Here is a 24,057-nt window from a genome sequence, read left to right as displayed (position 1 = left end):
AGCGAAACTGTTGAAATCTCAGATGCTTGAAGGGGACTTTCTCGATCCATAGTCGCATCTCTCTAATAAGTGATTCGTCTAAGTCTCGCGTGCTTAGATCACGGCCAGCTAGGATGGCGATTGACCTACACGCTTCGGTAGCCAATTCACGCCGCGGCGTGAATTGGCTGGAAATGTCTTGGCACATCTTCGATAACTTCACGTGCTTTTCGTGTCTCATGATTGAGCCCTTCTGTTTCGTGCCGTTTGTCCGTTCGGACGTGTTGAAACGCCGGCTCGCTCAAGCAATGCCAGGAACGCGCAGTTGTGACTGTGGTTCTTGTATGGATAAGCGAGCACGAAATCGCGACGCGGGAACTCGATCGCCGCGACGGCGGAAAGCGTCTGATCTGACAATGAAAAGCTGCGATCAATCCACGGCACGCCGCTGAGATCGCACTTCGCCGCATTCGCGTCGATATGATCGAAACGAATGCGATAGATAAACGGCTTCAAGAGCCGAGTTTCCTGCGTCAGCAGGATGAAACATCGCCAGAACGCCCCGCAACGAACTCCATTTCGCATATGGGTTTGCCAGGCGTCGAACGGTTTGCACGCGTCCAGTAGTTGCTCTAGCTCCGACTCGCTCCAAGGCCGTTTGCCTCGATAGTCAAAGACGTTCGGAATCGATGCCGTTTCAACGCCGATCGTCGGATCGATCGAAACAAAGCCGTAGCGATAGGCGTTTCGCCACAGATGAAAGAGACCGCCTTTGAGATTGCTACCATGCGGTTGCGAATAACCCTCTCGCATCAGCCAGGCGTCGAAGCGATGAAACGTCGCAAACGTCAAATCGCCTAGCAAACCTGGTCGGCCGAGACAGATAGCGAGCTTCGCTTCGGCCGCTCTCGCAAAATAGGCCTTTCGTGATGCCGGCAGCTCCTCGAACTCCGATAGCTCGGCCAGTGTTGCCACAGTTGCATTTTTCATGCTGCGTCCCCCTTCCGACTGTCGAGCTTGGGAAGGAGCCTATGCGCCGGCGTTCGCTGAATGATCGTTTCGTCTAGATAGGAATCGCTCGTCATTTGCCGCGACGAATGCTTCATCGCATCGGTTGCGTTTCCGCCGGCCGCCTCGAGATGCGAAGCGAATGAACGCCGCATGCGATGCATCTTGCTGCGACGGTCGGAGGGCAAGCCGGCACGTTCTAAAATCTCTTTATAGAACCTGTAGAAATAGCTCAATGATTGCGGGAAAGGAAAGAGCAACGGTTCGTCGCCAGGCCGCATCGAGACGAGATCGGCCGTCAGTTGCGGCGATATCGTGTAGACCATCCCTTGATACTTCCCCTTGCGGTACTGCGCGGGGATTTCGACGATACCTCGATCGGTATCGACGTCGCACCAACGAGCTTGGAACATCGCGCCGATTCGTTCGCCAGTCTCCCAGGCGAAGCGATGGATATTGAGCCACCACTCGCTGGCCGGAATGCAGCCGATATAGCCTGGCGTGGCTCGACAAGATTCGAGCAGCTTCGCAAGTTGATCGATTGACCAGGCCCGCGGGATTTGTTTCGGCGCCGTCAGTTTTTGAAACGTCGGCCACTGGTTGACGTAGCGACGTTTCGCGCACCAACGCCAGACCGCGGCGAGATAGTGGAGCCGTTGGTTGACGGTCTGAGGCGCCCGGTTGCGAGATAACAGCCAACGAGCAAAGCGAATGGCCGTATTGTCGTTCAAGTCCGAAACGAGCGCGTGACGCGTCAGGAACTCGCTAAACTGCGAAACCGTAATCCGATAGTGTCGGATCGTGCATTCGCTGGTAGCCCGCAGGTTTTCGGGCAAATAATGGTCAAAAACGACCGTTTGCAGCGGGGTTTCCCCTCGAATCTTCATGGCGTTCTCCCTAAATAGGAAGCCGCCCAGCGCAGCAGCAACGACTTGGAACACGCAACATTTTGCGCAGACAAGAACCAAGAATCGACGGCTCTAAACCGTTGGTAAGATTGGACGTAGGCGCAACGGCGCCTTTTCGGCAGAATGTCCATCAGCCGGTTTCCTACTAGTCCTAGGATTCGGGTTAGAGCCGCTCGTGTTGTTGACGCAACCGGGCGGCTTGTTCTTTGTCTTACCAAAGCTCCGCCCGGGCCGCAATAAATGATTTGGTCGCGGGGATTAAAAAAGTGGAGAATGCCTCGCCGGCTCTCCAGAGCAATCACGTCGCGACGCCAGGCCTCGCATTAGCTTGGCGCTGAGAACCGCCGGCGAACGTAATGCTGTCCGCATTTGCCGCATTTCCAGCGAAGAACCTCTAGCCTCGTGTATTTGAAACCTCCAATTTCGCCGACGAAATTTTTGTAATCGGCAGCACAAGCGATCTCTTTTTGATCGTCAATCGTGAAGCATCCCGGGCACCATTCCTGCGTCCAATATTCCGAACTCTTCGACTCTTGCACGTTCCGAAGCCGGCCAGACCTCTTCTGACCATATCGAGCCTTTATCAGGGTGACGGCATCGCCTTCCTTGTTGCACCTTTCTTTCTCGAAAAGTTCTTGCTCTCGTTCTCGCATTTGATCTCCCTGGATTGGAATTGCCGTGACGGTGGTCTCGCAGAATATCGGCTTACGCAAACGCGAGGTTATGACCGAGAAGCCGCTCGGTCTTTTTTATGGACTTGTCGATTTCGAGCAGGGCGTCGAGTTGCTTCTTCGGGACGTCAGCGCCGCGAGCGGCGAACCCTGCCAGAGCTTGCCCGCTGAACGTGCCGAACACTTTAGTTGCCGCCGAACCGCCGGAAGCGGCGAGACCTGCATCTAGGTCGCCGAACAGAGAACCGAGCGAAGCTCGCTCGGCGCTGGCCCGGTCCCGACCTAACTTGTCTTGGAGCTCGGCGATTCGTTTCTCGCGCGCCTCACGCTCGTCGAACCGCTTTTGCTCGCGGCGTCCTAGGTCGACTTGCATCCTGTCAATTTCGGTCTCGGTATCGGACTTCATGCCGCCGAGCTTGACGCCGAGCGAGGTCGCATCCTTGAACCGGCCGAGCAAGTCGCCTTTGCCATAGTCGCGAACGCTCGACTCGGCCGACTTCAGGAAATCAGTTCCGCCGCCGAGTTCGACTCCATACGAGCGAGCCGTTTCGGCGACGCTCTCGATCGCCTGGCGAATTGTTCCGATGATGCCACTCAACATGTCAGTGACGACGGAGAGAGCCATTCCGCCGAATACGCTCGCCAATTTCGGTAGATTCTCAAACAGCATCTGCCAGCCGGTCGAGGCGCGTAGGATCCAGGCGGCGAGCTCGGTATGCATGCCGTCGAGCGTGCTTTTGAAGTTCGATCCAAACCCCCACCATTTATCGTCCATGTAGTCGACCATCTCCGTCCAGAGCAATTCCGAATGCGTCGTGAAGATCTCGAACGCCAAGGCCATATCGCCGGCACTGATCGCCTTGGTTATCGCGCCCAGGCTCTCGTTGATGTCGCCGGCCATACTGCGAAAATTGTCCGCAACCTGCGAGGCGAGCTGGCGGCCGGCATCGGTGAACAAGAGAAAGCCTGCGATCAATCCTGTGATCGCCACGAGGGCCAAACCGATCGGTGAGGCAATGAAAGCGAGGGCGGCGGAAAGCACTCCCATGACAGCCACCGCGCTGGAGACAATCGAGCCAAGCCCAACAAGCAGGCCGCCGAGCGTAGCGACAACGGCGCCGGTCGCGGTTATTGCCACGCCGACGAGAAAGATCGACTGCAAGAGGTCGCGGTTATTGCGAACCCAATCGAGCACCACGGCGACTAGGCGAGCCGCAATGTTGTAAAACTTCGTCAACACGCCAGCGACGGCGGCGCCGATCTGTTTCCACACGCCAGCCATCGAGCGATGGAGTCGATCCATTGCATCGTTCAAAGCGGCCGCGGCGGTCGCATCATCCCGCGAGAGGACGAGCCCTAGAGATTCGGCCTCTTTATGCAGCTCGGCCATGTCGGATTGCATGAGCGGTAGCAGTTCGGCCCCCGCACGGCCGAAGATCCGCTGCGCTAGCGCACTCCTCTTGGTCGCGTCCTCGACCTTTATGAGCGCGGCGGAAATCGTCTCGAACTGTTTTTCGGGCGACTGCCCCTTGAGCTCGTTCATCGCAACGCCGATTTCGGAGAGAGACTCGGCCGCCGTCGCCGATCCTTTCTGCGCGTCGAAAATGGTCTGGCTCATTTTCTTCACGCCCTTCTCGAACGTCTCAATACTTGAGCCCGAGAGACCAGCGGCGTAATCCATGGCGGAGAGATACTCCACCGCAATTCCCGTCCTGGCCGACATCTTGTCGAGCGCGTCGCCCGCAACTGCGAACGAGTTCGCCGCCGCAATAAACGGCGTCGTGATCGCAGCGCCGGCCGCGCTAACGCCAGCGCCAAACGCCCCGAGCGACTTTCCGAAATTGCTGATCTGACGACCCGCGGCCGAGACCCCCTTGAGATAAACCTCGACGAACGCGCCGCCGGCTCGAATGTCTTGACCCATGGGTTAGTTTCCTTTTCTTTTGAACCAGTCTTGGATGGCCTCACAAAGGCAGCACCAGGCGTGCCGGGCCTCGGTGACGATAAGCTCGCACTGTAGGGCCAAAATCTCTCGGACGCTCCGTAGATCGCCAGCGACGAACGCCTCGACGATTACGAGAAATGAGTCCAACCCCTCACGAATCAGGCCGACAATTTTTTGCATAAATCTCTCCCGATAATTCTTTGCATTCACCACCCGCTGAAGCGAAGCCTCGACCGCGATCCCCGTTAAAAACCACGGCCGAGGTCGCCTCAGGAGCTCGACTAAACCCAAAAACACCCAAATAACCCAGCCCGCCAAAGCCGTTCAAAGGCCCGTAAAACAAACTCTCCCCTAATGCGTGACTCTTTCCCATGGGGCCGCATTTCAGGGCCGAAAGTAGTACCTACTCGATCGGCCTGATACACGATTTACCGCGCCCGGCTTGCCCGCTCGCGGGCGGCCGCGCCTGGCGTCGACCGCTACTGCCCTCGCCGGGCGCCGCCAGCCTGGCTCGACTCGCTGCTTCCCCACTAGGAGCCAGGCCAACCAGGCTCAACGTCGCGCGAATGCCGCAGGCCTCCCGCTCGATGCAATCCGGATCACGCCGGCGAGCGGATGTTTCTCTTCGCCAGCCGACAACGGTTTCGACGGCTCGGCTCGACTTGCCGAATCACGGCGAAACATCGAGACCGATCGGCCCGACGCGAACCGAATCAATCGCGACAACGACGACTTCGCTTGCTCATCACCCATGCTTCACCTGCTGGAATATCGAGATTCAATCAACGCCTCGCTCGCATTGTCCCGCGGTTTCCAAAAACCGTAACCCCGCAACTCGCGAGCGATGCGTCGATTAAGAAATGCTCGGTTGAGCCGCTACCTTTCGGAGTAACGCTCGAACCTCGCGAGCCACTTTGAGATCGGCCGAGCGATACATTTCGTTAAATCGACGCTGCTCGGCAACGCCTTGGGCGAAAGCTCTGGCATCACCGAACCGAGCATTCGCCGCCGCAAAGTCGGGTTGCTGCTCGATCGCCTTTTCGGTCGGCTGAACGCCAGCCGCGTTGAGTTTCTCAATCGCAGTTGCGCGGGCTGGATCTAAGCCGGCGTTTGCATCAATGCTCAGCAACTCAGCGCATGCGCCGAACATCGCCAACACTTCGCCGCGACGATTGAACAGCGGTACAACCTCATCGGATAGCCCTTCGAGAATCTCGGTTGCCTGAGCGATCGTCGCCGCCTCGTCATCGAACGACATTCCCTCACCAGGCTTGGCGATTACCGACTCTTCGTAGTTCAGATGAAGCCTCCGGACTTGCTGTAGCTTCGATTGGCAATCAGCGATTCGCAAGTTGTATTCGGCCGCCGCGGCGAGCGTTGCTTCATCGTCGACTTTGTAGGCAGGCAGGGCCGCCTCTTGGAGAGAGGAAGTCAAAATAAGGATGGCAGATCGCATAAATTTTCCCTTCGCGAATTGGAATTTAAAATGGTTTTGCAACGTCTAGTTTGAGCTGCTAACCGACGGCGACTTGCCGTCTGGAACGCAGCTCTCGGCCCTTTCCGGTTTCGGCCAATTTCATCCGATCGTTTTGGCGCCGCTACGAAATACCGAGTAACTCGCGGCGGAGCTCAGCTCCTAGACCAGCGGCCGCAGCTTGCCGCTCCACTGTCGCGCGAAGCGATCGCCGAAGATGGTCGAGGTCATGCTTCGCCTGCTCGATTTCAGACTCGGACGCAAGCACGAATTGCGACTCACGAATGCGATGCCCGAGAACCGCTTCGGCCGAAGCCGGCGCGGCTGCATACTGACTGCGAATCTGCGCGGCAATGCCGGCCGCTTCAAGCGTCGCTTGAGCTGTTTCGACTTGGCGGGTTTTTTCCGCTTCTGCCGATTGAAGCCGCGACGCCGACAGGCCCACGAGCTGCTCGAGCACTCGCCCCGCACTCTCGAATGCAGGGGCAAGCGTATTCGCAGCCGCAATCGTCTTTTCGTTCGCGGCGTTCAAACTGCGCTGAAGCTCACCCCACGACGCTGCCTCGTTTGCGACCAATCCCTCACGGGTAGCCTCTGCCTCGGTTAGCAGTCGCTCGGCATCGCCAATGGCCGCGTTGTGCTTCGCGATCATCCCGAGAGTAGTCTCGTCTCCCCACGCCGGCGGCGCAATTCGCGTCGCGCTGAATGCGTTTCGAAGTTTCTCGATCAAAGTAAAATCTCCTGTTTAGAAAACCAGCGGCCGCTCAATACGCTTGAGCTGATAGCCGCGAATGCCTCTCGCCGTCAGACGCCGGCGTTAAACTCGTCAAACTCATTCAGCCGGCCGACGGCGCCAAACGTCGCACGCTCGATATGTTCGACCAGGCGTGCAACCGCTGTTGATGGCGTCGGTACATCGATCGGCACCATGCAGGCCGGATTGAATCGGCCTTTGACCGTCGGCGCTCGATCGCAAATACAGCCGACGGTAACAGTCCAGCGGTCAGCCATCGGCAGCTTAACCGTCTCGCCCGCTTCGATGCGCCGGCGAACTTCGGTCATCGCCGCGAGCGACCAAATCACGATGGAACCGCGGTCGAGACAATCGGGACACGAGTGCTCATCCTCGAAATCATCCGACCGACAACTCGGACAATGCCGCGCGCCGGTCGACAATCGATAGCGTGCCTGACAGCGGCGGCAGCGAACGTAGTCGCCTGGTCCGTTATGCCCCGCCTCGCGGGCAATCGGCTTGCTCGTTTCGCTTCTGACGAGGCGCGGAAAATAGCTCCAACTCGAGTTCGGCAACTCGAGATCGCCAGCGATAATCGCGCGAAGCACTCGTAGCGCATCGTCAAGGTCGACTCGCTCGAGCATTTTGTGCCACTCGACGAGCACCGCCGTCGGATCACGGCCTCTTAGCCAATGCCCGAGAGTCCCAAGGTCGCTCGCTCGTTTGACGAGTTGATTCAGTTCGTCGATGTTCATGATTCTTTAAGTCGTCCTCGGTTAGCTGGGCGTATTCGGGTTTCGTATCGCGATTGGCGCCGCTCGCCGGCCCTGCACGCGGTTGCTCCGGCTCCCTTAAACCGGTCCAGCCGTTCGCGATCGTGTGCTCGATTGCGCCGACTGCCGCGAGCTCGCCAATCTCGGCGAGACGATTTAGAAGTTTTTTCGCGGCCAGCTCGGTCAATGGCTTTTTGATTTCGCGGCGATGCGTCACCCAATCGTGCCAAGCCTGGCGAAACTCGGCAGTCTCAAAGGGGAGCTCCATGGCCATCGGATCAAACCGCGGGGCTTTCGACCGATCGGCCTTTTTCGATGAATTGGTAGAGCGAGAAGACGCCGCGTCAGCGAGCGCGCTCTCTTCATTCTTCTCTTCTCTGTTCTTCTCTTCTCTTCTCTGTGGCGATTCGGTTTTCGTCGGTTGCGGTTCGGTTTCGCCCAGGTTCTTGTTAGGTTTCGACTTTGGGCGACCGCCTTTTGATCCATTCTCCCAGCGTGCAACGAGTTGCGCGTTGTGATCACTCCAGCCAAGGATTTCTATCGCGTCGTCGCCGTGCCGACGGATAAACCCAGCGATTTCAAGCGCGTTCGCCAAAGCATCGCCTTCGCCAGCGAATCGGCAGAGCGCTTTTAGTGCTCGGTTATTCATCGGTTTGAACTCGGTTTTGCGCCGGTTTTGACAATGCGCCCAAAGACGCAAAACATAGAGCGGCGCGGACTCATCGCCGCCGAGTTCATCGACTAGCAAGCGAGTCTTCCAATGCTCCAAGAAGTCGGGCTCGACAATCATTTGGCGAGCTCCGCTAGAGCATCCGCAGACGTGCGGGCTGGCAAACAGGCAGATCGACGCATTAGACTCCCTTGCGTCGCAACGTCCCCCTCGAACGTTGCGACCGACACGATTTGAAGTTCCCCGCAAAACGCCGGCCTCCCAAGCTGGCGTTTTTCTTTAGCAACGCCGGCTAGATGGCGGCGTCCGGATCGGAAGATGGTGCAGCCGGCGTCGCGGCCCGCTCGATTGCCTCGATAACATCGCGACCGCGGAAATATCTTCGATTTCCGACAATTAGGGCATGCTCTTCAAGTCCGCCTTGTCGCTTAAGACGCCGCCAGAGAGCGACTCCAATACAGCCAAGGCGCCGCCTGATTTCGGCAGTGCCATACAAGGTATTGGGTTCGATCAAAACCTCTGAAGATGGTTTGCGAGTAATTGTCGCCCGCAACTGTTTTTGAGTCTGAGCCATCGGCCTCTCCATTCGTGAAGCAACTTTCAACGAGATGGATTATTGATGGATATCTATCTAATTTGTATGCAAGCCGGCACGAGCAACGCTGACGCTAAACCGTTTGGTAAAAGCGACTTACAACATACGATGCATACAAATTGAAAACGGAGCCATCGCTCTTTCAATCGGCGCCCCTTACGGTGTCGTCTAGGTGGCGACTAAGATGCCGCGAAGTTCCCAATCCCAAGCCATTTAGGAGGTTGCCGTGGGAAAGGTCATTCGCGAGACGAGCCGTATGCAGATGGATACGCGCCCCAAGCAAGCATTATATCAACGGCATGAAACGACATTCCGTCATATTGCCGCCAGCCTTCGCTTCATGAACGATTCTGCTCTCGGTCCATTCCGGGCACTCGAGCGTCTCTCGGCTTTGATTGAGGCCAACGACATGCGATCAATTCACAACGAAACGAATGTCGGCGATCGTTTCGAGACAGTTGAGGCCGACCTACCGCGAGTGAGCAAACTCTACGATTGCGGCGATCGTTTCACTTTTGACGTTGAAGGAGTTCGAGTGCTCGTTGAAGCACCTAACCAAGTTGACTTTGTGCGTGCGCTCGTTGACGCCAAGGGAAAGCCGCGGACGACTCCTGAGCTTCAGAAACAGGGCATTGAGAATCCATCCGCAACCCGAACGGCGATCACTAAGAAGATGGGAGGCATCCTAGAAGCCGTCTTTCCTGCGCCTGGACAGTCTAAGCGCGGCTATCGCCTTTGCGTCGACGAATTGGTCAGCTCGTAGAGTAAGTACGAGTCGCCCCGAAACTGTCCAATTGACTGTCCAGAAACGGCACCAGTTTTCGCACCAGCGCCGCATTTAACTCCCCGCAAAGCCCCTTGTTTTTTCGAGTGGCAGCATCTAGTCGACACCTACCTAACAGCCTCAATCGGCTTTAAAATCCTGTGGGGATAACTCCCCGTGCGGGTTCGAGCCCCGCCTCGGCTATTTTTTCTTTTCTGACATAGAGTGCGATTGCCGCCAGCGAGGTTTGGTTCGCGGTGCGTCTAGCATCTCGCTTTACTTCTTCAAGTCGAACACAAACTCTGTCGAATCAGCGCTGACGGTTGCTTTCAGGTCGGTCGTGGCGGCGGCGAAGTATTTTTTGGGGAGTGCGATCGAAGGTTTTTGTGTTGGTGGTGAAAGACCGTCAGGCGAAGCAACTTCGACCATGACCGGTTCGATCATGACTTTGTACTCGCCGGCCGGCAGTTGTACGGTGAAGTTACCTGCTTCGAACTTGCTGCCTGCGGCGTAGCCGGTGGTCGGATCTTCAAACGAGATGCTTCCCTCGGTGAGCGGTTTGCCCTCGAAGGTGACGGCGCCGGTGACTGTCTCGCGGTGAACGCCATCATCGCCGCCGCACCCCATCAGCATCACTAGCGGTAGCAGCATGAGATATTTGGACATCTTATTCTTCCCTCTGGTTGTATCGCTGCGCTAGTCGTTGCTCGTCGAACGACATCACGTTGTGTATCTTCTTCGGAATACAAGAACGCCGCTCTAATGCGGCGTTCTGGGTTTATAGGTAGGCCGCATTAAGGGAACTGGGCGGCGTAGCCGTCGTCACGGTCGGCCAGGTGCTTGGCCACTGCCAGATCCGTTGTGCCTGCGAGGTAACGTACTGAAGCGTCGGCGACAATCACCAGGGTGCCGCCGGGATGGGCCGATTGGACCGGCTTGTTGCAAGCCTCTCCTTTGGCCCAGCCGCCGCCGACAAGCTTGGTATTGATCCCTTGCCGCAACGTCGTGGTGTTCCAGCAGCGATCATCCAGCGACCAAGAGTCTGGCGTACCGCTTGGACGTACATTCGATTTCGAACCCATGACCCAACCGCTCGTAGGCGCCGAGCGATTGTCGAACTGAGTGTTCGCCCCATCGGTCGTAAAACCAGACTGTTCGGCCACGGCAAACGTATTGGAGGTGCCGTCGGTGATGTCACGGAGCTTGACGCCAACCTGGTTGCGGAAGACGCCGCCATCCGAATAACTGCTCGCCGCATAGGCGCTGGTATCGGTTGAAGGGTGCAAATCACTGCCAGACATGAGCACGTAATCGGTCTGCGGCAACCGTTCGGGATAGGTCGCCGACGCAGCCTCGAATCGCTCCAGCGGGCTCGAGGGACACCAATAGGATTCGACCGATTTGCCGTCCATCACGGTGCGAAGATTGGCGGCCCCAGCCGAGCCGAGCCAAAACGTCCCGCCAAAATTGTTGGACGCGGTTTTGATCTGATCGTAAAGATTGCCCTGCTCTATGAACGGCAAAAGCATCACAAACGCTGTCGGCCCATGATACGAATTGTTTCCATCTCGCGTGACCGACACCGGCGGCAACGTGTTGAACGTGTCGTGGTAGTTGTGCAGCGAAAGCCCCATCTGTTTCAGATTGTTGCTGCATGCCATGCGCCGGGCCGCTTCGCGTGCCTGTTGCACGGCCGGCAACAGCAACGCAATCAAAACCCCGATGATGGCAATCACCACCAACAGCTCGACCAACGTAAACCCCTGTTTGCGTCTCATCGAAAGAACCTAGGAAGAATGAAGGAGTAAAATGGAAATTATAAGAAATCCGATAGCAAATCCATTTTAGGCGAATATCGCCCCATTGACAATCGATATTGCGCACCTTTACACCACTCCCCATCCGAAGGGGGACAAGTGGCAAATCACGAACAACCGCTTCCCGCTCAGCGATAAAAAATCGCCAGCCAAACGGTTGGCTCAGCGGCCGTAGTCCAGGCCACGCGGTGCTGTTGATGCGCAGGCAGCAGAATCGCTTGGCCGGGGCGTAGTTCGATCGGTGTCGCAGCTCCTTGGATCTCTAACCGCGCGGCGCCGGCTAACAACAGCACCCATTCGTGTTCGTCCTGGTCGTACCAGAAGTTTGGCGGCGAAGCGTGCGCGTGTGATACGATTCGCTCGATCCGTAGTGCATCGGTTTGCAGCAGCGTCTCGACCAATTCTTGCGGCAGACTGGTGGGCAGGCCGGTTAACAGGTCTGCGATTTGCATTGGTTTCTCTCATTTATCCAAGGGAGCAATATTGCTTGTCATTGTAGTGACCTGCAAGCAAACCTTGGTTGCGCAGCGATCACTAAGGACGCAGCGCCGCCAATACATATCGGCGTGCGCCGCTGCAAAAATCTCTTCTGCGGTATTTGCGGGCCTCTGGCCGGTCGGCACGCGCATTGCGTTGCAGTCTTGTCGCTAAGAACTAATGCAAGTCATTCAACGCCTACAGAGCACCTTTGTAAGCGGGTAGATACTGGCAGGTGACTTGGCATTTATTCGTCCAAGTAAAGGAGATCGCCATGACTGACAATAACAAAACTGATCGACAAAAATCGATTGAAACGTTGCGAGAGCTGATTGACGACATCCGTCATGCGATGCTAGTGACTGTTGATAACACAGGACACCTACGTAGTCGCCCCATGTGCACGGCTGGACACAAATTTGATGGTGACATCTGGTTTGTCACCTTGGCCGACGACCCCAAGGTGGCCGAAATCGCCGTCAATCCGCAAGTCAACGTCTGTTATGGCTCACCCACGCATGACGATTTTGTATCGCTCTCAGGCCGCGCTGAAGTCGTGAAAGATCGGAAGCGGATCGAAGCCATGTGGAATGATCACCTAAACGAATGGTTCCCCGATGGGTCGGAGACAGCAAATTTAGCGCTGATCCGGGTCGATGTGCGTGAGGCCGAATATTGGAAACACCATTCACGCGGCGTCAAAGGCATGGTCAGCTCGCTCTTTAAAAAGTCGAGCGAAGACAGCCACGAGAAAATTGAATGGGCGGAACAAACGACAGTGACATAATCTACTCCGCGCACGCGATACGTAGATAAAGTTTCCTCACATGTGCCGGAAAGTTACCTGAAAAGGAGAACAGCCATGAAAGTAATCACCAGCGCTGAATTACAAAACCTCAAAGAGCGCGGCGAACCAATCACGCTGATCAACACCTTACCGGCGGAGAGTTTCGCCCAGACGCAGATTCCTGACTCGATCAATATTCCACGCGATCAGGAGGATTTCGCTGAGAAGGTAGAACAGGCGGTCGGCGGCAAGAGCCAACCCATTGCGGTGTATTGCGCCAGCGAGGATTGCCCTTCGTCGACCAAAGCGGCAAAAGAACTTGAGTCGCAAGGTTTTACTAACGTCTGCGACTATGAGGGTGGCGCAAAAGCTTGGCAGGAGTCTGGCCATAAGTTAGCTCACGCCTAACGGCGTGCTGACGACAATCACAGAGGCGGAGCGACGGCGAGTACACTCGCCGTCGTTTTTTTGTCGAACGATACAAAGCGGAAATGGGCGAAAACTACGCCGGTTTAACGCCAATCGCGGCACGGACAGGCATCGACCAAATTTCCATGTTCAACTCTTGATCGATCGTAAATCCGGCGTCGGCGACCAGAGTCACGACGTCAATCGGTTGGCAGTCGACAATATGCGGAAAGTGCTGATGCATCCAGATGTAGGTTTTTTCGAGGGCGCTTGCCTTGTCGCCGGTTTTGACCGTCGCCATCGACACGATCCCGATCTTGCCGCCGGGTTTCAGCGCTTTCAAAATTTCGGCCAGCACCAACGGGATATCAGCCCCGTCAAATAACTCCAGCGTAAAACTCATAAACGCCGCGTCAAAACTATTCGGCGGAAATTCGAGTGCTCGAGCGTCGCCGATATGCAACTCGATCCGATCACCGAGATCGGTTTTGGCGATCTTCGCTTCGGCTACCTTCTGCATGCCTGGCGAAATATCAACGCCGATCACTTTGCCGGTCGGGCCCACCAGTTTCGCCAGATCGATCATCGAGTTGCCGGTGCCAAATCCGATCTCTAAGACTCGATCGCCGTGCTGTAGCCCCAGCCCGTTCTGCCCCATCTCACGAGCCTTGTGCTCGCTAGAGTCGGCGATGAAATCGTAAGCGCCGCTGATGCGGTCATAAAACGACTGATTCGTTTGCAAGTGCTGATCAGGCATCGACAAATCCTTGGCAAGGGCAATAAAAGAAAAGTGAATTTGCGAGTTGCAGCGCTACCTCGCGGCGATTTCGGTGTGGACGTTAATTCTGCCAGATGGCGGCCCCGAAAAATAGCGGACGGTTCACACAGCGATTCGCTGGTCCCGCTAGCTCAAGGCGATCTTCTCCCGCATTTCTCGCACTCTTCGGCTTCTTCAAAAGGCACTGTTCAAACTGCCATTCCGCCAATTTGACACCGCCAAAATTACAGTCGCCCAGCATCGATAAACGCAAACTTAATTCGCCATTGAACTTGCGTCGAACGCCTAAAAATTGGCACGCAGATTGCTTTTTACACAAGCAACACCCAACATCGGTGCGAGTTTCAACCAGCGACAACACGGGTTTGTCCGCTGCATTCGGTTTTCGTTCTTATTCGAGTAGGAGGTACCAATCATGGTCCGGGCACTAACTGCGTATCATCCGCGCAACTTCGCTGATTTGCGTCGTGAAATGGATGGGCTGTTCGGCGCTTTGCTCAATTCGGATGCACAGTCGGCAGTCGCCGTCTGGTCGCCGTCATTGAACGTCGCCGAAACGGAAACTTCGTATGAAGTGTCGGTCGAAATCCCGGGAATGTCGGCCGAGGATGTTCAAGTAGAACTCAAAGAAGGGCTGCTGACGATCTCAGGCGAACGAAGCCAGCTCGAAGAAACCGATGGCAAGAAATTCCATCGCGTCGAACAGACCTATGGCAAGTTCGAGCGGAGCCTACGCCTGAGCACGCCGGTCGACGAAGACAACGTCACCGCCGAGTATCACCAGGGAATCTTGAACGTCACGATCCCGAAGGCTGAAAAGGCGCGACCGCGCAAAATTGAAGTAACCGTCAAGTAAGCCGAAGCGGTGTTAAGTAGAGAAGTGTCTGTCTCCGGGCCGCGATTGTCACCTTCGGCAGTCGCGGCTTTTTTTGTGCGCTGCCGCACCCTGGCTGCTCTTTCGATCCCATTCCCGATAGGCGGGTCGACTCTGGCGAAAAAGCCTAGAGTCAACGCCACCCCCATAAACGCCTGACGCATCAGATGGCAGGAAAAATCAACAAAATTCCCTTGCAAAAGTATCACGGTTGTGTTAATATTGTTTAACACATTTCAGCAACCCGTTAATTTCGTGTGAATGGCGTATCGTCGTCGAAGTTCGGCAACATCAAGAGAGGTTGGCGGGCTTGTCTGCTGCGCGGAAGGTGCTCCTTGGCTCCCCCCCCCAAATTCTGGAGGCCACGGCTCGTAAAAAAAATAACCGTGTCCAGTCCACAGGTGTAGCAAGCTCGGCACGCAGCTCTGGCCGGGCTACCCAATTTGGGTTGAGGACAGGATGAATCGGCCTGGAAAAAAAAGCTGGCGGTCCAGTCCACCCAGGATTAGCGAAAAAAAACGTGTCGCAGTCCAGTCCTGCGAAATGAATGAGGAACGTCGAACGCAGAGCAAATCCCCTGCGACGAAGTTGGTGATTTGAGCTTCGTCATTCGAAACAAAGCCGCATTCCCTTCGCGCGCGCTCCGGCCTTCGTAGACTCGACGGACCGGTCCTATCCGCTCACGGTCCATCTTGAGCGGAGCCGTGCATTGGGCGATACTAGCAACTTCCCCCCCCTACCCTCGCCTTCCGACCTTAGAAAGTAGCTCTTCGTATGTCTCAGCCGCTCAATTGGAACAGCCGCCGTTTGACTCGTGGATGGCAAAAGGGGATCACCGCTTTTTATTACGGATTGGGGCTGACTGACGCCGATTTTGACAAGCCGCAGATCGGGATCGGCGTACCGCTGTTGGATGGTAATCTCTGCAATGTTCATGCGTATTCGCTCGCCCAAGAGCTAAAAGCCGGCTGCGAGCAAGCCGGCCTGATCGGCTTTCCCTTCGGCACGCCGGCTGTCAGCGACAACATTACGCAGGGACACGAAGGGGGCAACGCGAGCCTGCCGTCGCGCAATATGATCGCCAATGCGGCCGAATGCGTCGTTAGCGCGCATGGCTATGACTTTTTGATCGGGCTCCACAATTGCGATAAAAATGGCCCCGGCTTCGCGATGGCGCTGGCCCGGCTCAACTATCCCGGCCTGATCGTCAACGGCGGCAGCATCAAGCCGGGCTGCCATCAAGGGCGCGACACGTCGATCTTGGATGTTTATGACGCTCAAGCAGCGGCGGCGGTCGGTGCGATGTCGGCGGCCGAAGCGGATCAGATTTTGCGAACCGCTTGCCCTGGCCCCGGCGGTTGCGGCATTGCGGCTTCGTTCAACACTTGGGGAATCGCGATCGAAGCGATCGGCCTCGGGCTACCTTATTCCAGTTCGATCCCAGCCGATGATCCGGCGAAGCGAGCAGAATGTCGCAGCATCGGGGCGGCGGTCAAACATCTACTGGCCGAGAATATTCGCCCTCGCGATATCTTGACCAAACAGGCGTTTAACAATGCCGCCGCTGTGATCGCCGCAGTCGGTGGATCGACCAATGGCGTGCTGCATCTGATCGCGCTGGCCAAAGAAGCTAAGGTCGATTTCACCTTGCGTGACCTGCAGCGGATCGTCCGCAATACGCCGGTCTTGTGCAGTTTTGCACCGCGCGGCAAACGGACGATGTATGACCTGCACAAGCTGGGCGGAACGCCGATGCTGCTGAAGTATCTGATCTCGGTCGGCATTGTGGATGGTTCATGCTTGACCGTCTCTGGCAAAACGTTGGCCGAGAACGTCGCCGACGCGGCCGATGTTCCTGTGGATCAAGACTTGATCGCGACGATCGAAAAGCCGTTTAAAGAATACGCCGACATGCAGATCTGCTTTGGCAACCTGGCGCCCGGCGGCGTGGTGTTCAAAGTCTCCAGCATGAGCGAGCCCAAGTTCAGCGGCAAAGCGATTTGCTTTTCGGAGGCCAAAGATATTGTCGACGCCGTCGAAGCCAACAAGATCCTGCCAGGCAGTGTGATCGTCTTGCGATACCTGGGGCCGGTCGCGTCGGGGATGCCCGAAGTGTTGGTCGCAACTGCGGCTCTGGCCGTCCCGCACTTGGATGGCAAAGTTGCGTTTTTATCAGACACCCGGGTCTCTGGCGTTTCGCACGGTGCGATCGGCGTGCACTGTGCGCCGGAAGCTGCGGTCGGCGGTCCGATCGCGCTAGTGGAAGATGGCGACGAAATCTCCTTCGATCTGCTGAACGGTGACATCACGTTGCACGTGGGGGCCGATGTGCTGGCGGTGCGCGGCGCCAACTGGAAGACGCCTAAGCTGCATTACAACCATGCCTATCTGGCCGACTACGCCGCAACCGTTTCGCAAGCTGACAGCGGTTGCGTGAGCAAAGCGTTTCATGACGTTTCGTAAACCGCACTATTGCAAACGAATCTTCGCGTGCTGCGTCTTGCCGCCGCGAAGCAGCGTCAGTTTGACTTCCTCACCACGCTGCGTCTCGTTGGCGAGCTTGGCCAACAGATTCGATTCGTTCAGATTTTCGTTCACTCCGGCAATTGAAGTGAGCACATCGCCCACTTGAACGCCGGCCTTGAGCGCGACGGCATGATCGCCGTACTTGCCGACGTGGCGGACTTTCAGACCAAGCTGGTTGTCCTTAAGTCTTAGCTCCTTGCGCTGCTCTGCATCCAATGTTTCTAACCGCATGCCGCCCAAAACCTGACGGGATAGATCCCAACTGGTGACGCGCCACGAGATATCCCCCTGCTCTTTCCAACCCTGCGGAAGCGGAAAATTGAGCTTGGTCAACTTCGCGTCACGCATCAGAGTGACGTCCAGCGACTTTTCATCCTTAAGCTGATGCAGCGTCCATTGAATGTCGGCCATCGAGATAATCGGTTGGCCATTCAGTGAAAGGATCTCGTCGCCGGCCAAGATTCCGGCTTGGGCGGCCGGTGAATCTGGGGCGACCTGTTTGACCGTTGCGGCGGTCTTGGGATCCATGATCAAGCCCAGGACCTTGGGATGCGGATAGGGGAACAAGATCTTTTCTGGAATCAGCTTCCCAGCAAAGCGATAGTTGACGCGATAGCTCTCTCCGACCTGATGACAATGAATGCAGCTTTTGACCACTTGGCCATTGTAGTTCAGCTCTTCGCCATAATCCCCTTTTCGCAAGTGCGGAAACTTTTCGGCCGATGCGACTGGTGGCACATCGCCGGTGGTCTTGGCGACAAATTGAGCTTTATTGAGTGGGTAAAGCTTGTGCAGAATCAAGCCTTTTTCCAGCGTCGCCGCCAGACCTTCAATTGCAACATCTCCTTCTTCCTCGGTGCGATGCGAACGAGTTCCGTAACGACCATAGATCGTGCCGTCGGCATTCATCAAAAAGGCAGCAAACGATTGATCGTAGTCAAACTGAAACTTCGCCAGATCGACGCCATTCATTCGCACGATTCGCGCACACTCATACTCTTGCATAATCCGGCGTACGGCTCCATCACGTTCGATGATTTGCTCATCCAGTTGTGCACATGCTTCGCACGGGATGCAGCGAAAGATCACTAGAATCGGCTTGCCAGAGGTTTTCGCGGCAGCAGTGGCGCCTGCGAGATCGTTGTAGTGCCAGGTTCCGTCGGCAAGAATATCGCGACGATCGTTACGGACTTTTGTTTCACGATCTTGATTCTGGGCGGTTGCGATTGAGAAAAGGCTGAACAGAATGATCAGCGTCAAAGCAGGATTACACACTTGGAGGCGGCAGTTTCTCATGTAGGATATCCTAAAAGTGATGGTGTTCTGCTCCCGCAATCGTAACTATTTTTGCGAGAGTTTGCCATTGTCCGCCTCCTGTGATGACTGTTTCCCCATAACCCCCCCGCCAAGGGCAGGCAAGCGCAGACGTAGGCGCCGACAAAGGGTTAAAATCGAGCTCGCAACCTTGTACTAAAACTCCGTCCTCAGCGTGTAAAACTACGATGGACCTCAAAGAAAAGCTTGGATTCGGCGCACCTCAGACCAAAAAACAACGCAGCGCCGAACGGAGTCGCCTGATTCGCTATATCAACTTGCAGATGATTGCGAATGAGCTTCCTCCTCCGTTGCATGAAAAGGAGACGGAATTCGCCGATCTGGTCAAAGGTCTGCTGGCGAACTATCACGAGAAGTCGCGATTGCTGCGCGACGTTCCCTCGCCGATCGATAGTCGCATCGAAACTTTTTTGAACGACTATTTCTCGGACACCGAAGTCGACACGCTGCAACTGCCGCGCAGATCGTTTGTGTTGGATCGTCACGGTGTTGCGCGCGAGTTGTCACTGCCCGTCCAAGGGAACCAGTACAAGAGCGAGTTAGTCGAATCGTATCGCATTGATAACGGCGTGCTCCACAATCCGCGAAACGATCGTCGCACCACCAAGGGAACCTTCCACGTTTGCGAAGGGGGCTTGCCGATCGCGGGCGATAAATTGGCCGTGCCGAAGCTCGCTTTTGCGCGGATGTTCAAAATCGCGATGAATCCGCCGCGTGAGTTCTTAGAACTTCCCTACACGCACGATCACGAGCACAAAGCCTACACGTTCATCTCGCTCTTGCTGCGACCGATTGTTTGTCCCGAGGTTCCCGGCTACACGCCGGAGAAGTCGATGGAAGTTCGCTTCTACGCACCGGGACAATTGGCCAGCAATCTTGATTTCGTCGAATCGATTTTCGGCAATGCCGGTGATCCGTTTATCCCGAAAAATGACGCGGCCCTTGATGCCGAACATTGGAGCGGACACACCGGTTGCGTGATTCTGGCGCCGCAATTGGTCGGTGTGACCAAACAAGATTTGGGGCTCCCCCACTTTGACGAAGCGTCCGAGCGTCAACGTCAAGATGGCATGTGCTGGAAGGACAAATCCGAGCTGTACAACGATGGCCAGCCGTTCAAAGCGACTTGTCGCGACGAGCGCGGCGTGATCGTGACGATGATCGCCGACAACTACTACGGCTATTGCAAAAAAGAGGTCAAGACGCAGCTGAGCTATGCCGCCAACCTTTACGGCAATGTGGAAGAAGAACATGCCGGCGGCGTGATCGCTTACACCAGTTGGAATCTGGGCGAAGAGTTTCGCGTCAACAGCCAGCGCTACAATGGTCGCACGATCGACGATGTCGCCCAGGACTACGGCGATTGGATCGACATGCAGCCAGAAGGCTATGGGATCGATAAGAACTTCGCCGACATCTTCTACATTCCCGAAGATGCTCGCGCGACGATGCTAGAGCAACAGATCAAATGGACGCGCAACGGCGAAGAATGCTCGATTCCACTGCTGCCAGGCAAGATCTACATTGCTCCGTCGGGCTACAAGATTCGCATGGAAAAGCACCCCGCGGCGCCCAGTTGGCGTTTGATCGGCACCATGGCTGAAGGGGTCAACTGTCACAAGCCGTGCACCGTTAGCGGCGGCGGCAAAAGCGAGATCAGCAAGTCGGCCGCCGACTATATGCTGTACGGGCCAATCTTTGTCGCCGACATCGACAAAGATCTGGCGTTGATCGACGATATTTTCAACCGCGATTTCAGCAATCGCTGGGCGAATGATTCGCCACTGAAACCCGACTACAAGGAGCGTCCAAGCCGCAAGGTATTGTCGCCTGAACGTTCGCTAGGCAGCGTGATCAAACTGCTCACTCCGTCGGGCGACTACACCGACAAGTACAACGAATGGCTCGCATCGATCCCGAACCACATCTACTCGATGCTGTTCATCATCAAACGTTTTCAGCAACCTGACTGGGCCGAAGACTGGCACGCCAGTTTTAGCGTCGACATTGTAAACGGTACGCCGGGGCATGAACTGAAGTTTCGCGATCGCACGCTGGTCGGAACCTATTTGCGAATCGGCCTTTCTGAAACTCAGCAGTGGCGCACCTACAAGTTGCGACAAGACTTTTACGCCGCTGACAAAGTCCAAACCGAGGATGACATTACCGCATCAGTCGTCGTGCCTGCGAAAGCGATCACCAATCTTGACCCGCAGATAACCGCCGCCGAGAGCTACAAGTTTTTGACGAACTGCGAATACCGCTTGTTCCAGCGTCCTGATGATGCGGTCCATCGCGGTCTCGATAAGCAGACGGAATATGACCTGTCGCTTGACTTCAATTTCATCTCCAACTTCCAACCATTGACGCGGGAAGATGTCGCGAAGATGGTGGAACAAATCGCTGAGTTCGATCGGTTCACGCAGCCGATGCAGAGCTTCCTTCGCGGCTTCTTAGAAGAAGAACAACACCCCAGCGAGTTCGCCGTTTGCTCGGCGTTCCCACGGCTGATTGACGGCAAGCCGTCAAAGAACCCGCGTTATCTGCAGACACGGCCTGACATGTCGAACCCCATCCATCGCTACGTTGGCGAAATGGGAACGCGGCTCTATCGCAAAATCCCAGGCGATCAGCCGGTGCCGACGCCGGTGAACGCCGTGCTGTGCGGACGTCGCAACAATCCACCGGATGCGGCGGCCGGCATTCGCAGCCTGGCGGTCTACGGTCCGATCCACTACCAGGAACTGCCAGAACTGTTTATGGACTTTGTCTGCTCGTTGACCGGCAAGAGTCCTTCGACCACCGGCGCCGGCAGTGAAGGCGCGCTAACCAAAGGCCCGTTCAACGCGCTGCGTCCCGCCGCCGACCTCAACAACGCGTTGGTCAGCTATATCCTGACCGGCTTAGCCGGGTATTCATCGGCGGCCGGCTACATTGGCCCTCACGTGCGCGTCGACCATGACATCAGCTTGTTGATTCCAGAAATCTGGTGTCGTCTGACGCCGGAAGAGCGGGATCCAAAGTTCTTAATCGCCAACGGAATGCTCGAAAAGCTCGACGACTTCGCCTATCAAGGCGATACCATCTTGGCCAGCCGACTTGGTTATCGCATCACGCGGCGTTTTGTGCGGACCTTCTTTGGGCGCGTCTTCGATAATCCGTTGAAGGTGTTTGACGACTCGATCCTACGTCCCGAGACGCAAGATCCGGTTTCGTACGCCGACGGCATCAAACACATCGTCGAAGCGCAGCAGCGCGTCGCTCAGCGTCATCTAGAAGATGGATCGGTCGAAGAGGCCTGTCCTCCGTTGCAAGCGTTGTTGATGATCATGGCCGAAGGTTCGTACCAAGGAAAGACAGCCTCCGACCCTGAAATTCGTCAGATGTTCACCAAAGAGTATTTGCTCGCCAGCGATTGGTATCGCAAACGTCTGACAACAAAACAGCAGCGTGATACAAAGCTCTGGACGCGACACCTAGCGGCGATCGACAAATTTGTCGCTGATTCGCGAAATTCCGATTCGGCAGCCGAGCTGAACTTGGCGGCGCGACGAGAATACGCCGCCGCGCAATTGAGTCAGGCGGAAGCGACCGATTATCTCGCGGCGCTAGAAGGTACGCTGGGCGCTCACCCGTTTGACTAGCGGCGTTTACGCATAACCATTGCCTTAGGGTCCGCCGTGTGCCGACCTTTGGCGGTCTTTATTTACTTGGCTGCAATGGCGGTTTAGGGGCCGCTTCAAGGTAACGCGCGATCGTCTCCAGCAACACACGACGATCGATCGGCTTGGTCAGATAGTCATCAGCGCCGACATCCAGGCAACGTTGACGATCTCCGTTCATCGCATGCGCTGTCAGCGCGATGATCGGCGTGCGAACTCCGTCGTTGCGTAGCGCGCGAGTCGCTTGATAGCCGTCCATGATCGGCATTTGCATGTCCATTAGGATCAGATCGTACGGAACCCCTTGGGTTCGGGCGGTCAGCACCATGTCTCTGCCGTCACGCCCGTCCTCGGCGATTGAGACGGCGACACCTGCTTTCTCCAGTATTAGGCGAAGCAACCGCTGATTGTCAGGGCCATCTTCCACCAACAAGATGCGTCCCTGCAAAGCGAGCGACGCCAACGGCATGCAGCTGCTAGTGACCGGCGTCCAGTTGAGATCTTGGGCACAGCTGGTCATCTCGACATTGGATAAATTGCCGGTTGCAATCGTAAAGCGAAAGATGCTGCCGTGGCCAGGACTGCTTTCGCAGTGCATCCCGCCTCCCAGCTGTTCGGTTAGTCGAATGCTAATCGACAACCCAAGACCCGTTCCCCCATACCTGCGGCTCATCGAGTTGTTGGCTTGTTCAAACGGCAGGAAAATCCGTTGCATCTCTTCCGCAGACATCCCGATGCCGGAATCGATCACTTCAAATTGCAAATGGGGATTGTCAGTTCCGATATCGATCAATTTCGTACGTAGTGAAACCATCCCTTCATCCGTAAACTTGATCGCGTTGCCGATCAGATTGATCAATACTTGTCGTAGTCGGGTCACGTCCGTCACAATCGTTACCGGCATTGGACCATCGAATTCGTTCTCTAGTCGTACCCCTTTTTGCGCGGCGCGCAAGTGCATCAGCGCTAGCACGTCCGAGACGATCCGTACCGGCGAAACTGATTGCAGGCAGATGTCTAGCTTGCCGGCCTCGATTTTGCTGAGATCTAGCACGTCATTGATGACTTGCAGAAGATGATGACCGTTGCGCAAGATGGTGTCCAGCGCGAAGACGCGGTCTTTCGACACAGGTTCAGATTCGCTCGTTTCGCGCAACTCTTCCGCGTAACCAATAATCGCAGTCATCGGCGTCCGAATCTCATGGCTCATGTTTGCGAGAAACTCGCTCTTCGAGCGATTCGCCGCTTCAGCAGCGCGACTCGCTTCCACTAATTGATCGTTTGTCTCTTTCAGTTCTGACGCCGCATTGATCAAGTCGGCCGTTCGCTGTTCGACCAACTGATTGAGTTCATCCATGCGGATGCGGGCCTGCTGCGTTAGCTGCCATTTCCTCGTTAATGCAATCGCCAATTGGCGTGCTTCGATCACATCAAAGGGCTTTTTCAGAATCACCAGCTGATCGGTTTCGCCCAACTCCGAGAGGAGCGATTCCCACGAATGATCCGAATAGGCCGTACAGATGACGACCTGGAGATCCGGATGGTCTCGCCAGATCCGTTTGATGGTCTCTAGCCCATCCCACCCCGGCGGCATCCGCATATCCACAAAGGCCATCGCAAACGGCAAACCGTTTCGTTCGGCCGCAGCGACCATCTCTAGCCCTTGTTCTCCCTGAAAGGCCGATTCGATCTCGAACCCGAAATCCAACTCATCCGCCGCCAACGTCTCTTCTTCAAACAAGAGCGCTTTGATGTCGCTGGGAGAGACATTCGCGTTGCTGCTATTTGCAAGAATCCGGCGGAAATCATCGTGAATCGCCTGATTGTCATCAACAATTAAGATGCGACGATTCACTTTGCTTTCGAAAGTTGTG

The 24,057-nt window shown here is 56.0% G+C and carries 21 protein-coding genes; 6 read left to right on the top strand and 15 right to left on the bottom strand.

Features of this window, described 5'->3' with window-relative positions; genetic code table 11:
- Positions 1-216 precede the first annotated feature (216 nt).
- The 9 genes from SH421x_RS07390 to SH421x_RS07350 form a co-directional block, all read right to left on the bottom strand.
- A complete protein-coding gene (locus SH421x_RS07390; protein WP_488854776.1) occupies positions 217-969 on the bottom strand; it encodes a hypothetical protein in 753 nt (250 codons plus the stop codon).
- Positions 966-1,874: a tyrosine-type recombinase/integrase gene (locus tag SH421x_RS07385; RefSeq protein WP_488854775.1), complete on the bottom strand. Its 909-nt coding sequence runs from the start codon at positions 1,872-1,874 to the stop codon at positions 966-968. Before SH421x_RS07385 ends, SH421x_RS07390 begins: the two co-directional genes overlap by 4 nt.
- Before the next feature lie 726 nt (positions 1,875-2,600).
- Positions 2,601-4,490, bottom strand: coding sequence for a phage tail tape measure protein (locus SH421x_RS07380; RefSeq protein WP_488854774.1), 1,890 nt, complete (start codon positions 4,488-4,490; stop codon positions 2,601-2,603).
- A gap of 573 nt (positions 4,491-5,063) precedes the next feature.
- Positions 5,064-5,264, bottom strand: a complete 201-nt coding sequence (locus tag SH421x_RS07375; protein ID WP_488854773.1) for a hypothetical protein — start codon at positions 5,262-5,264, stop codon at positions 5,064-5,066.
- Between the two features lie 100 nt (positions 5,265-5,364).
- Entirely contained in the window at positions 5,365-5,967 is a 603-nt protein-coding gene (locus tag SH421x_RS07370; protein ID WP_488854772.1) for a hypothetical protein, read from the bottom strand.
- 142 nt (positions 5,968-6,109) lie between these two features.
- Positions 6,110-6,715, bottom strand: coding sequence for a hypothetical protein (locus SH421x_RS07365; RefSeq protein ID WP_488854771.1), 606 nt, complete (start codon positions 6,713-6,715; stop codon positions 6,110-6,112).
- Positions 6,716-6,789: 74 nt separating this feature from the next.
- Positions 6,790-7,362, bottom strand: a complete 573-nt coding sequence (locus tag SH421x_RS07360; protein ID WP_488854770.1) for a hypothetical protein — start codon at positions 7,360-7,362, stop codon at positions 6,790-6,792.
- Positions 7,363-7,393: 31 nt separating this feature from the next.
- Positions 7,394-8,281 (bottom strand): hypothetical protein, encoded by an 888-nt coding sequence (locus SH421x_RS07355; RefSeq protein ID WP_488854769.1) that lies wholly within the window; start codon positions 8,279-8,281, stop codon positions 7,394-7,396.
- A gap of 172 nt (positions 8,282-8,453) precedes the next feature.
- The gene (locus tag SH421x_RS07350) at positions 8,454-8,735 is read right to left on the bottom strand and encodes a hypothetical protein (RefSeq protein WP_488854768.1); all 282 of its coding nucleotides are present in this window, start codon (positions 8,733-8,735) and stop codon (positions 8,454-8,456) included.
- 247 nt (positions 8,736-8,982) lie between these two features.
- Here SH421x_RS07350 and SH421x_RS07345 point away from each other — a divergent pair, with 247 nt between their 5' ends.
- Entirely contained in the window at positions 8,983-9,519 is a 537-nt protein-coding gene (locus tag SH421x_RS07345) for a hypothetical protein (protein ID WP_488854767.1), read from the top strand.
- A 276-nt stretch (positions 9,520-9,795) separates the two neighbouring features.
- Here the strand turns inward: SH421x_RS07345 and SH421x_RS07340 are convergent, their stop codons facing one another.
- The 3 genes from SH421x_RS07340 to SH421x_RS07330 form a co-directional block, all read right to left on the bottom strand.
- A complete protein-coding gene (locus SH421x_RS07340; RefSeq protein WP_488854766.1) occupies positions 9,796-10,185 on the bottom strand; it encodes a hypothetical protein in 390 nt (129 codons plus the stop codon).
- A 128-nt stretch (positions 10,186-10,313) separates the two neighbouring features.
- Positions 10,314-11,297 (bottom strand): DUF1559 family PulG-like putative transporter, encoded by a 984-nt coding sequence (locus SH421x_RS07335; protein WP_488854765.1) that lies wholly within the window; start codon positions 11,295-11,297, stop codon positions 10,314-10,316.
- A gap of 167 nt (positions 11,298-11,464) precedes the next feature.
- The gene (locus SH421x_RS07330; RefSeq protein WP_488854764.1) at positions 11,465-11,788 is read right to left on the bottom strand and encodes a cupin domain-containing protein; all 324 of its coding nucleotides are present in this window, start codon (positions 11,786-11,788) and stop codon (positions 11,465-11,467) included.
- Between the two features lie 299 nt (positions 11,789-12,087).
- Here SH421x_RS07330 and SH421x_RS07325 point away from each other — a divergent pair, with 299 nt between their 5' ends.
- A complete protein-coding gene (locus SH421x_RS07325) occupies positions 12,088-12,600 on the top strand; it encodes a pyridoxamine 5'-phosphate oxidase family protein (protein ID WP_488854763.1) in 513 nt (170 codons plus the stop codon).
- 75 nt (positions 12,601-12,675) lie between these two features.
- Positions 12,676-13,008: a rhodanese-like domain-containing protein gene (locus SH421x_RS07320; RefSeq protein ID WP_488854762.1), complete on the top strand. Its 333-nt coding sequence runs from the start codon at positions 12,676-12,678 to the stop codon at positions 13,006-13,008.
- A gap of 94 nt (positions 13,009-13,102) precedes the next feature.
- On the opposite strand, the gene SH421x_RS07315 is transcribed toward SH421x_RS07320, so the two are convergent.
- Positions 13,103-13,765: a class I SAM-dependent methyltransferase gene (locus SH421x_RS07315; RefSeq protein ID WP_488854761.1), complete on the bottom strand. Its 663-nt coding sequence runs from the start codon at positions 13,763-13,765 to the stop codon at positions 13,103-13,105.
- A gap of 436 nt (positions 13,766-14,201) precedes the next feature.
- Here SH421x_RS07315 and SH421x_RS07310 point away from each other — a divergent pair, with 436 nt between their 5' ends.
- Together SH421x_RS07310 and ilvD are read left to right on the top strand one after the other, a co-directional pair.
- Entirely contained in the window at positions 14,202-14,642 is a 441-nt protein-coding gene (locus tag SH421x_RS07310; RefSeq protein ID WP_488854760.1) for an Hsp20/alpha crystallin family protein, read from the top strand.
- Positions 14,643-15,434: 792 nt separating this feature from the next.
- Complete coding sequence (gene ilvD / locus SH421x_RS07305) at positions 15,435-17,123, top strand: dihydroxy-acid dehydratase (protein WP_488854759.1); 1,689 nt, start codon at positions 15,435-15,437, stop codon at positions 17,121-17,123.
- A gap of 6 nt (positions 17,124-17,129) precedes the next feature.
- On the opposite strand, the gene SH421x_RS07300 is transcribed toward ilvD, so the two are convergent.
- Positions 17,130-18,482 (bottom strand): Trx7/PDZ domain-containing (seleno)protein, encoded by a 1,353-nt coding sequence (locus tag SH421x_RS07300; RefSeq protein ID WP_488854758.1) that lies wholly within the window; start codon positions 18,480-18,482, stop codon positions 17,130-17,132.
- Between the two features lie 206 nt (positions 18,483-18,688).
- Between SH421x_RS07300 and SH421x_RS07295 the strand changes: the two genes are divergently transcribed.
- Positions 18,689-22,165: a PPi-type phosphoenolpyruvate carboxykinase family protein gene (locus tag SH421x_RS07295; protein ID WP_488854757.1), complete on the top strand. Its 3,477-nt coding sequence runs from the start codon at positions 18,689-18,691 to the stop codon at positions 22,163-22,165.
- Between the two features lie 58 nt (positions 22,166-22,223).
- On the opposite strand, the gene SH421x_RS07290 is transcribed toward SH421x_RS07295, so the two are convergent.
- Positions 22,224-24,038, bottom strand: coding sequence for a response regulator (locus SH421x_RS07290; RefSeq protein WP_488854756.1), 1,815 nt, complete (start codon positions 24,036-24,038; stop codon positions 22,224-22,226).
- Positions 24,039-24,057 lie beyond the last annotated feature (19 nt).

Source organism: Blastopirellula sp. SH421 (genome assembly GCF_057808535.1).
This window is presented reverse-complemented; position numbering and strand designations above follow the sequence as displayed.

What these genes read in the sequence shown, in the direction of transcription:
- SH421x_RS07300 (WP_488854758.1), bottom strand. Translation starts at nt 18,482, where the DNA reads ATGAGAAACTGCCGCCTCCAAGTGTGTAATCCTGCTTTGACGCTGATC.
- SH421x_RS07330 (WP_488854764.1), bottom strand. Translation starts at nt 11,788, where the DNA reads ATGCAAATCGCAGACCTGTTAACCGGCCTGCCCACCAGTCTGCCGCAA.
- SH421x_RS07355 (WP_488854769.1), bottom strand. Translation starts at nt 8,281, where the DNA reads ATGATTGTCGAGCCCGACTTCTTGGAGCATTGGAAGACTCGCTTGCTA.
- SH421x_RS07350 (WP_488854768.1), bottom strand. Translation starts at nt 8,735, where the DNA reads ATGGCTCAGACTCAAAAACAGTTGCGGGCGACAATTACTCGCAAACCA.
- SH421x_RS07360 (WP_488854770.1), bottom strand. Translation starts at nt 7,362, where the DNA reads ATGCTCGAGCGAGTCGACCTTGACGATGCGCTACGAGTGCTTCGCGCG.
- SH421x_RS07390 (WP_488854776.1), bottom strand. Translation starts at nt 969, where the DNA reads ATGAAAAATGCAACTGTGGCAACACTGGCCGAGCTATCGGAGTTCGAG.
- ilvD (WP_488854759.1), top strand. Translation starts at nt 15,435, where the DNA reads ATGTCTCAGCCGCTCAATTGGAACAGCCGCCGTTTGACTCGTGGATGG.
- SH421x_RS07385 (WP_488854775.1), bottom strand. Translation starts at nt 1,874, where the DNA reads ATGAAGATTCGAGGGGAAACCCCGCTGCAAACGGTCGTTTTTGACCAT.
- SH421x_RS07335 (WP_488854765.1), bottom strand. Translation starts at nt 11,297, where the DNA reads ATGAGACGCAAACAGGGGTTTACGTTGGTCGAGCTGTTGGTGGTGATT.
- SH421x_RS07380 (WP_488854774.1), bottom strand. Translation starts at nt 4,490, where the DNA reads ATGGGTCAAGACATTCGAGCCGGCGGCGCGTTCGTCGAGGTTTATCTC.
- SH421x_RS07325 (WP_488854763.1), top strand. Translation starts at nt 12,088, where the DNA reads ATGACTGACAATAACAAAACTGATCGACAAAAATCGATTGAAACGTTG.
- SH421x_RS07315 (WP_488854761.1), bottom strand. Translation starts at nt 13,765, where the DNA reads ATGCCTGATCAGCACTTGCAAACGAATCAGTCGTTTTATGACCGCATC.
- SH421x_RS07295 (WP_488854757.1), top strand. Translation starts at nt 18,689, where the DNA reads ATGGACCTCAAAGAAAAGCTTGGATTCGGCGCACCTCAGACCAAAAAA.
- SH421x_RS07370 (WP_488854772.1), bottom strand. Translation starts at nt 5,967, where the DNA reads ATGCGATCTGCCATCCTTATTTTGACTTCCTCTCTCCAAGAGGCGGCC.
- SH421x_RS07310 (WP_488854760.1), top strand. Translation starts at nt 14,202, where the DNA reads ATGGTCCGGGCACTAACTGCGTATCATCCGCGCAACTTCGCTGATTTG.
- SH421x_RS07320 (WP_488854762.1), top strand. Translation starts at nt 12,676, where the DNA reads ATGAAAGTAATCACCAGCGCTGAATTACAAAACCTCAAAGAGCGCGGC.
- SH421x_RS07340 (WP_488854766.1), bottom strand. Translation starts at nt 10,185, where the DNA reads ATGTCCAAATATCTCATGCTGCTACCGCTAGTGATGCTGATGGGGTGC.
- SH421x_RS07375 (WP_488854773.1), bottom strand. Translation starts at nt 5,264, where the DNA reads ATGGGTGATGAGCAAGCGAAGTCGTCGTTGTCGCGATTGATTCGGTTC.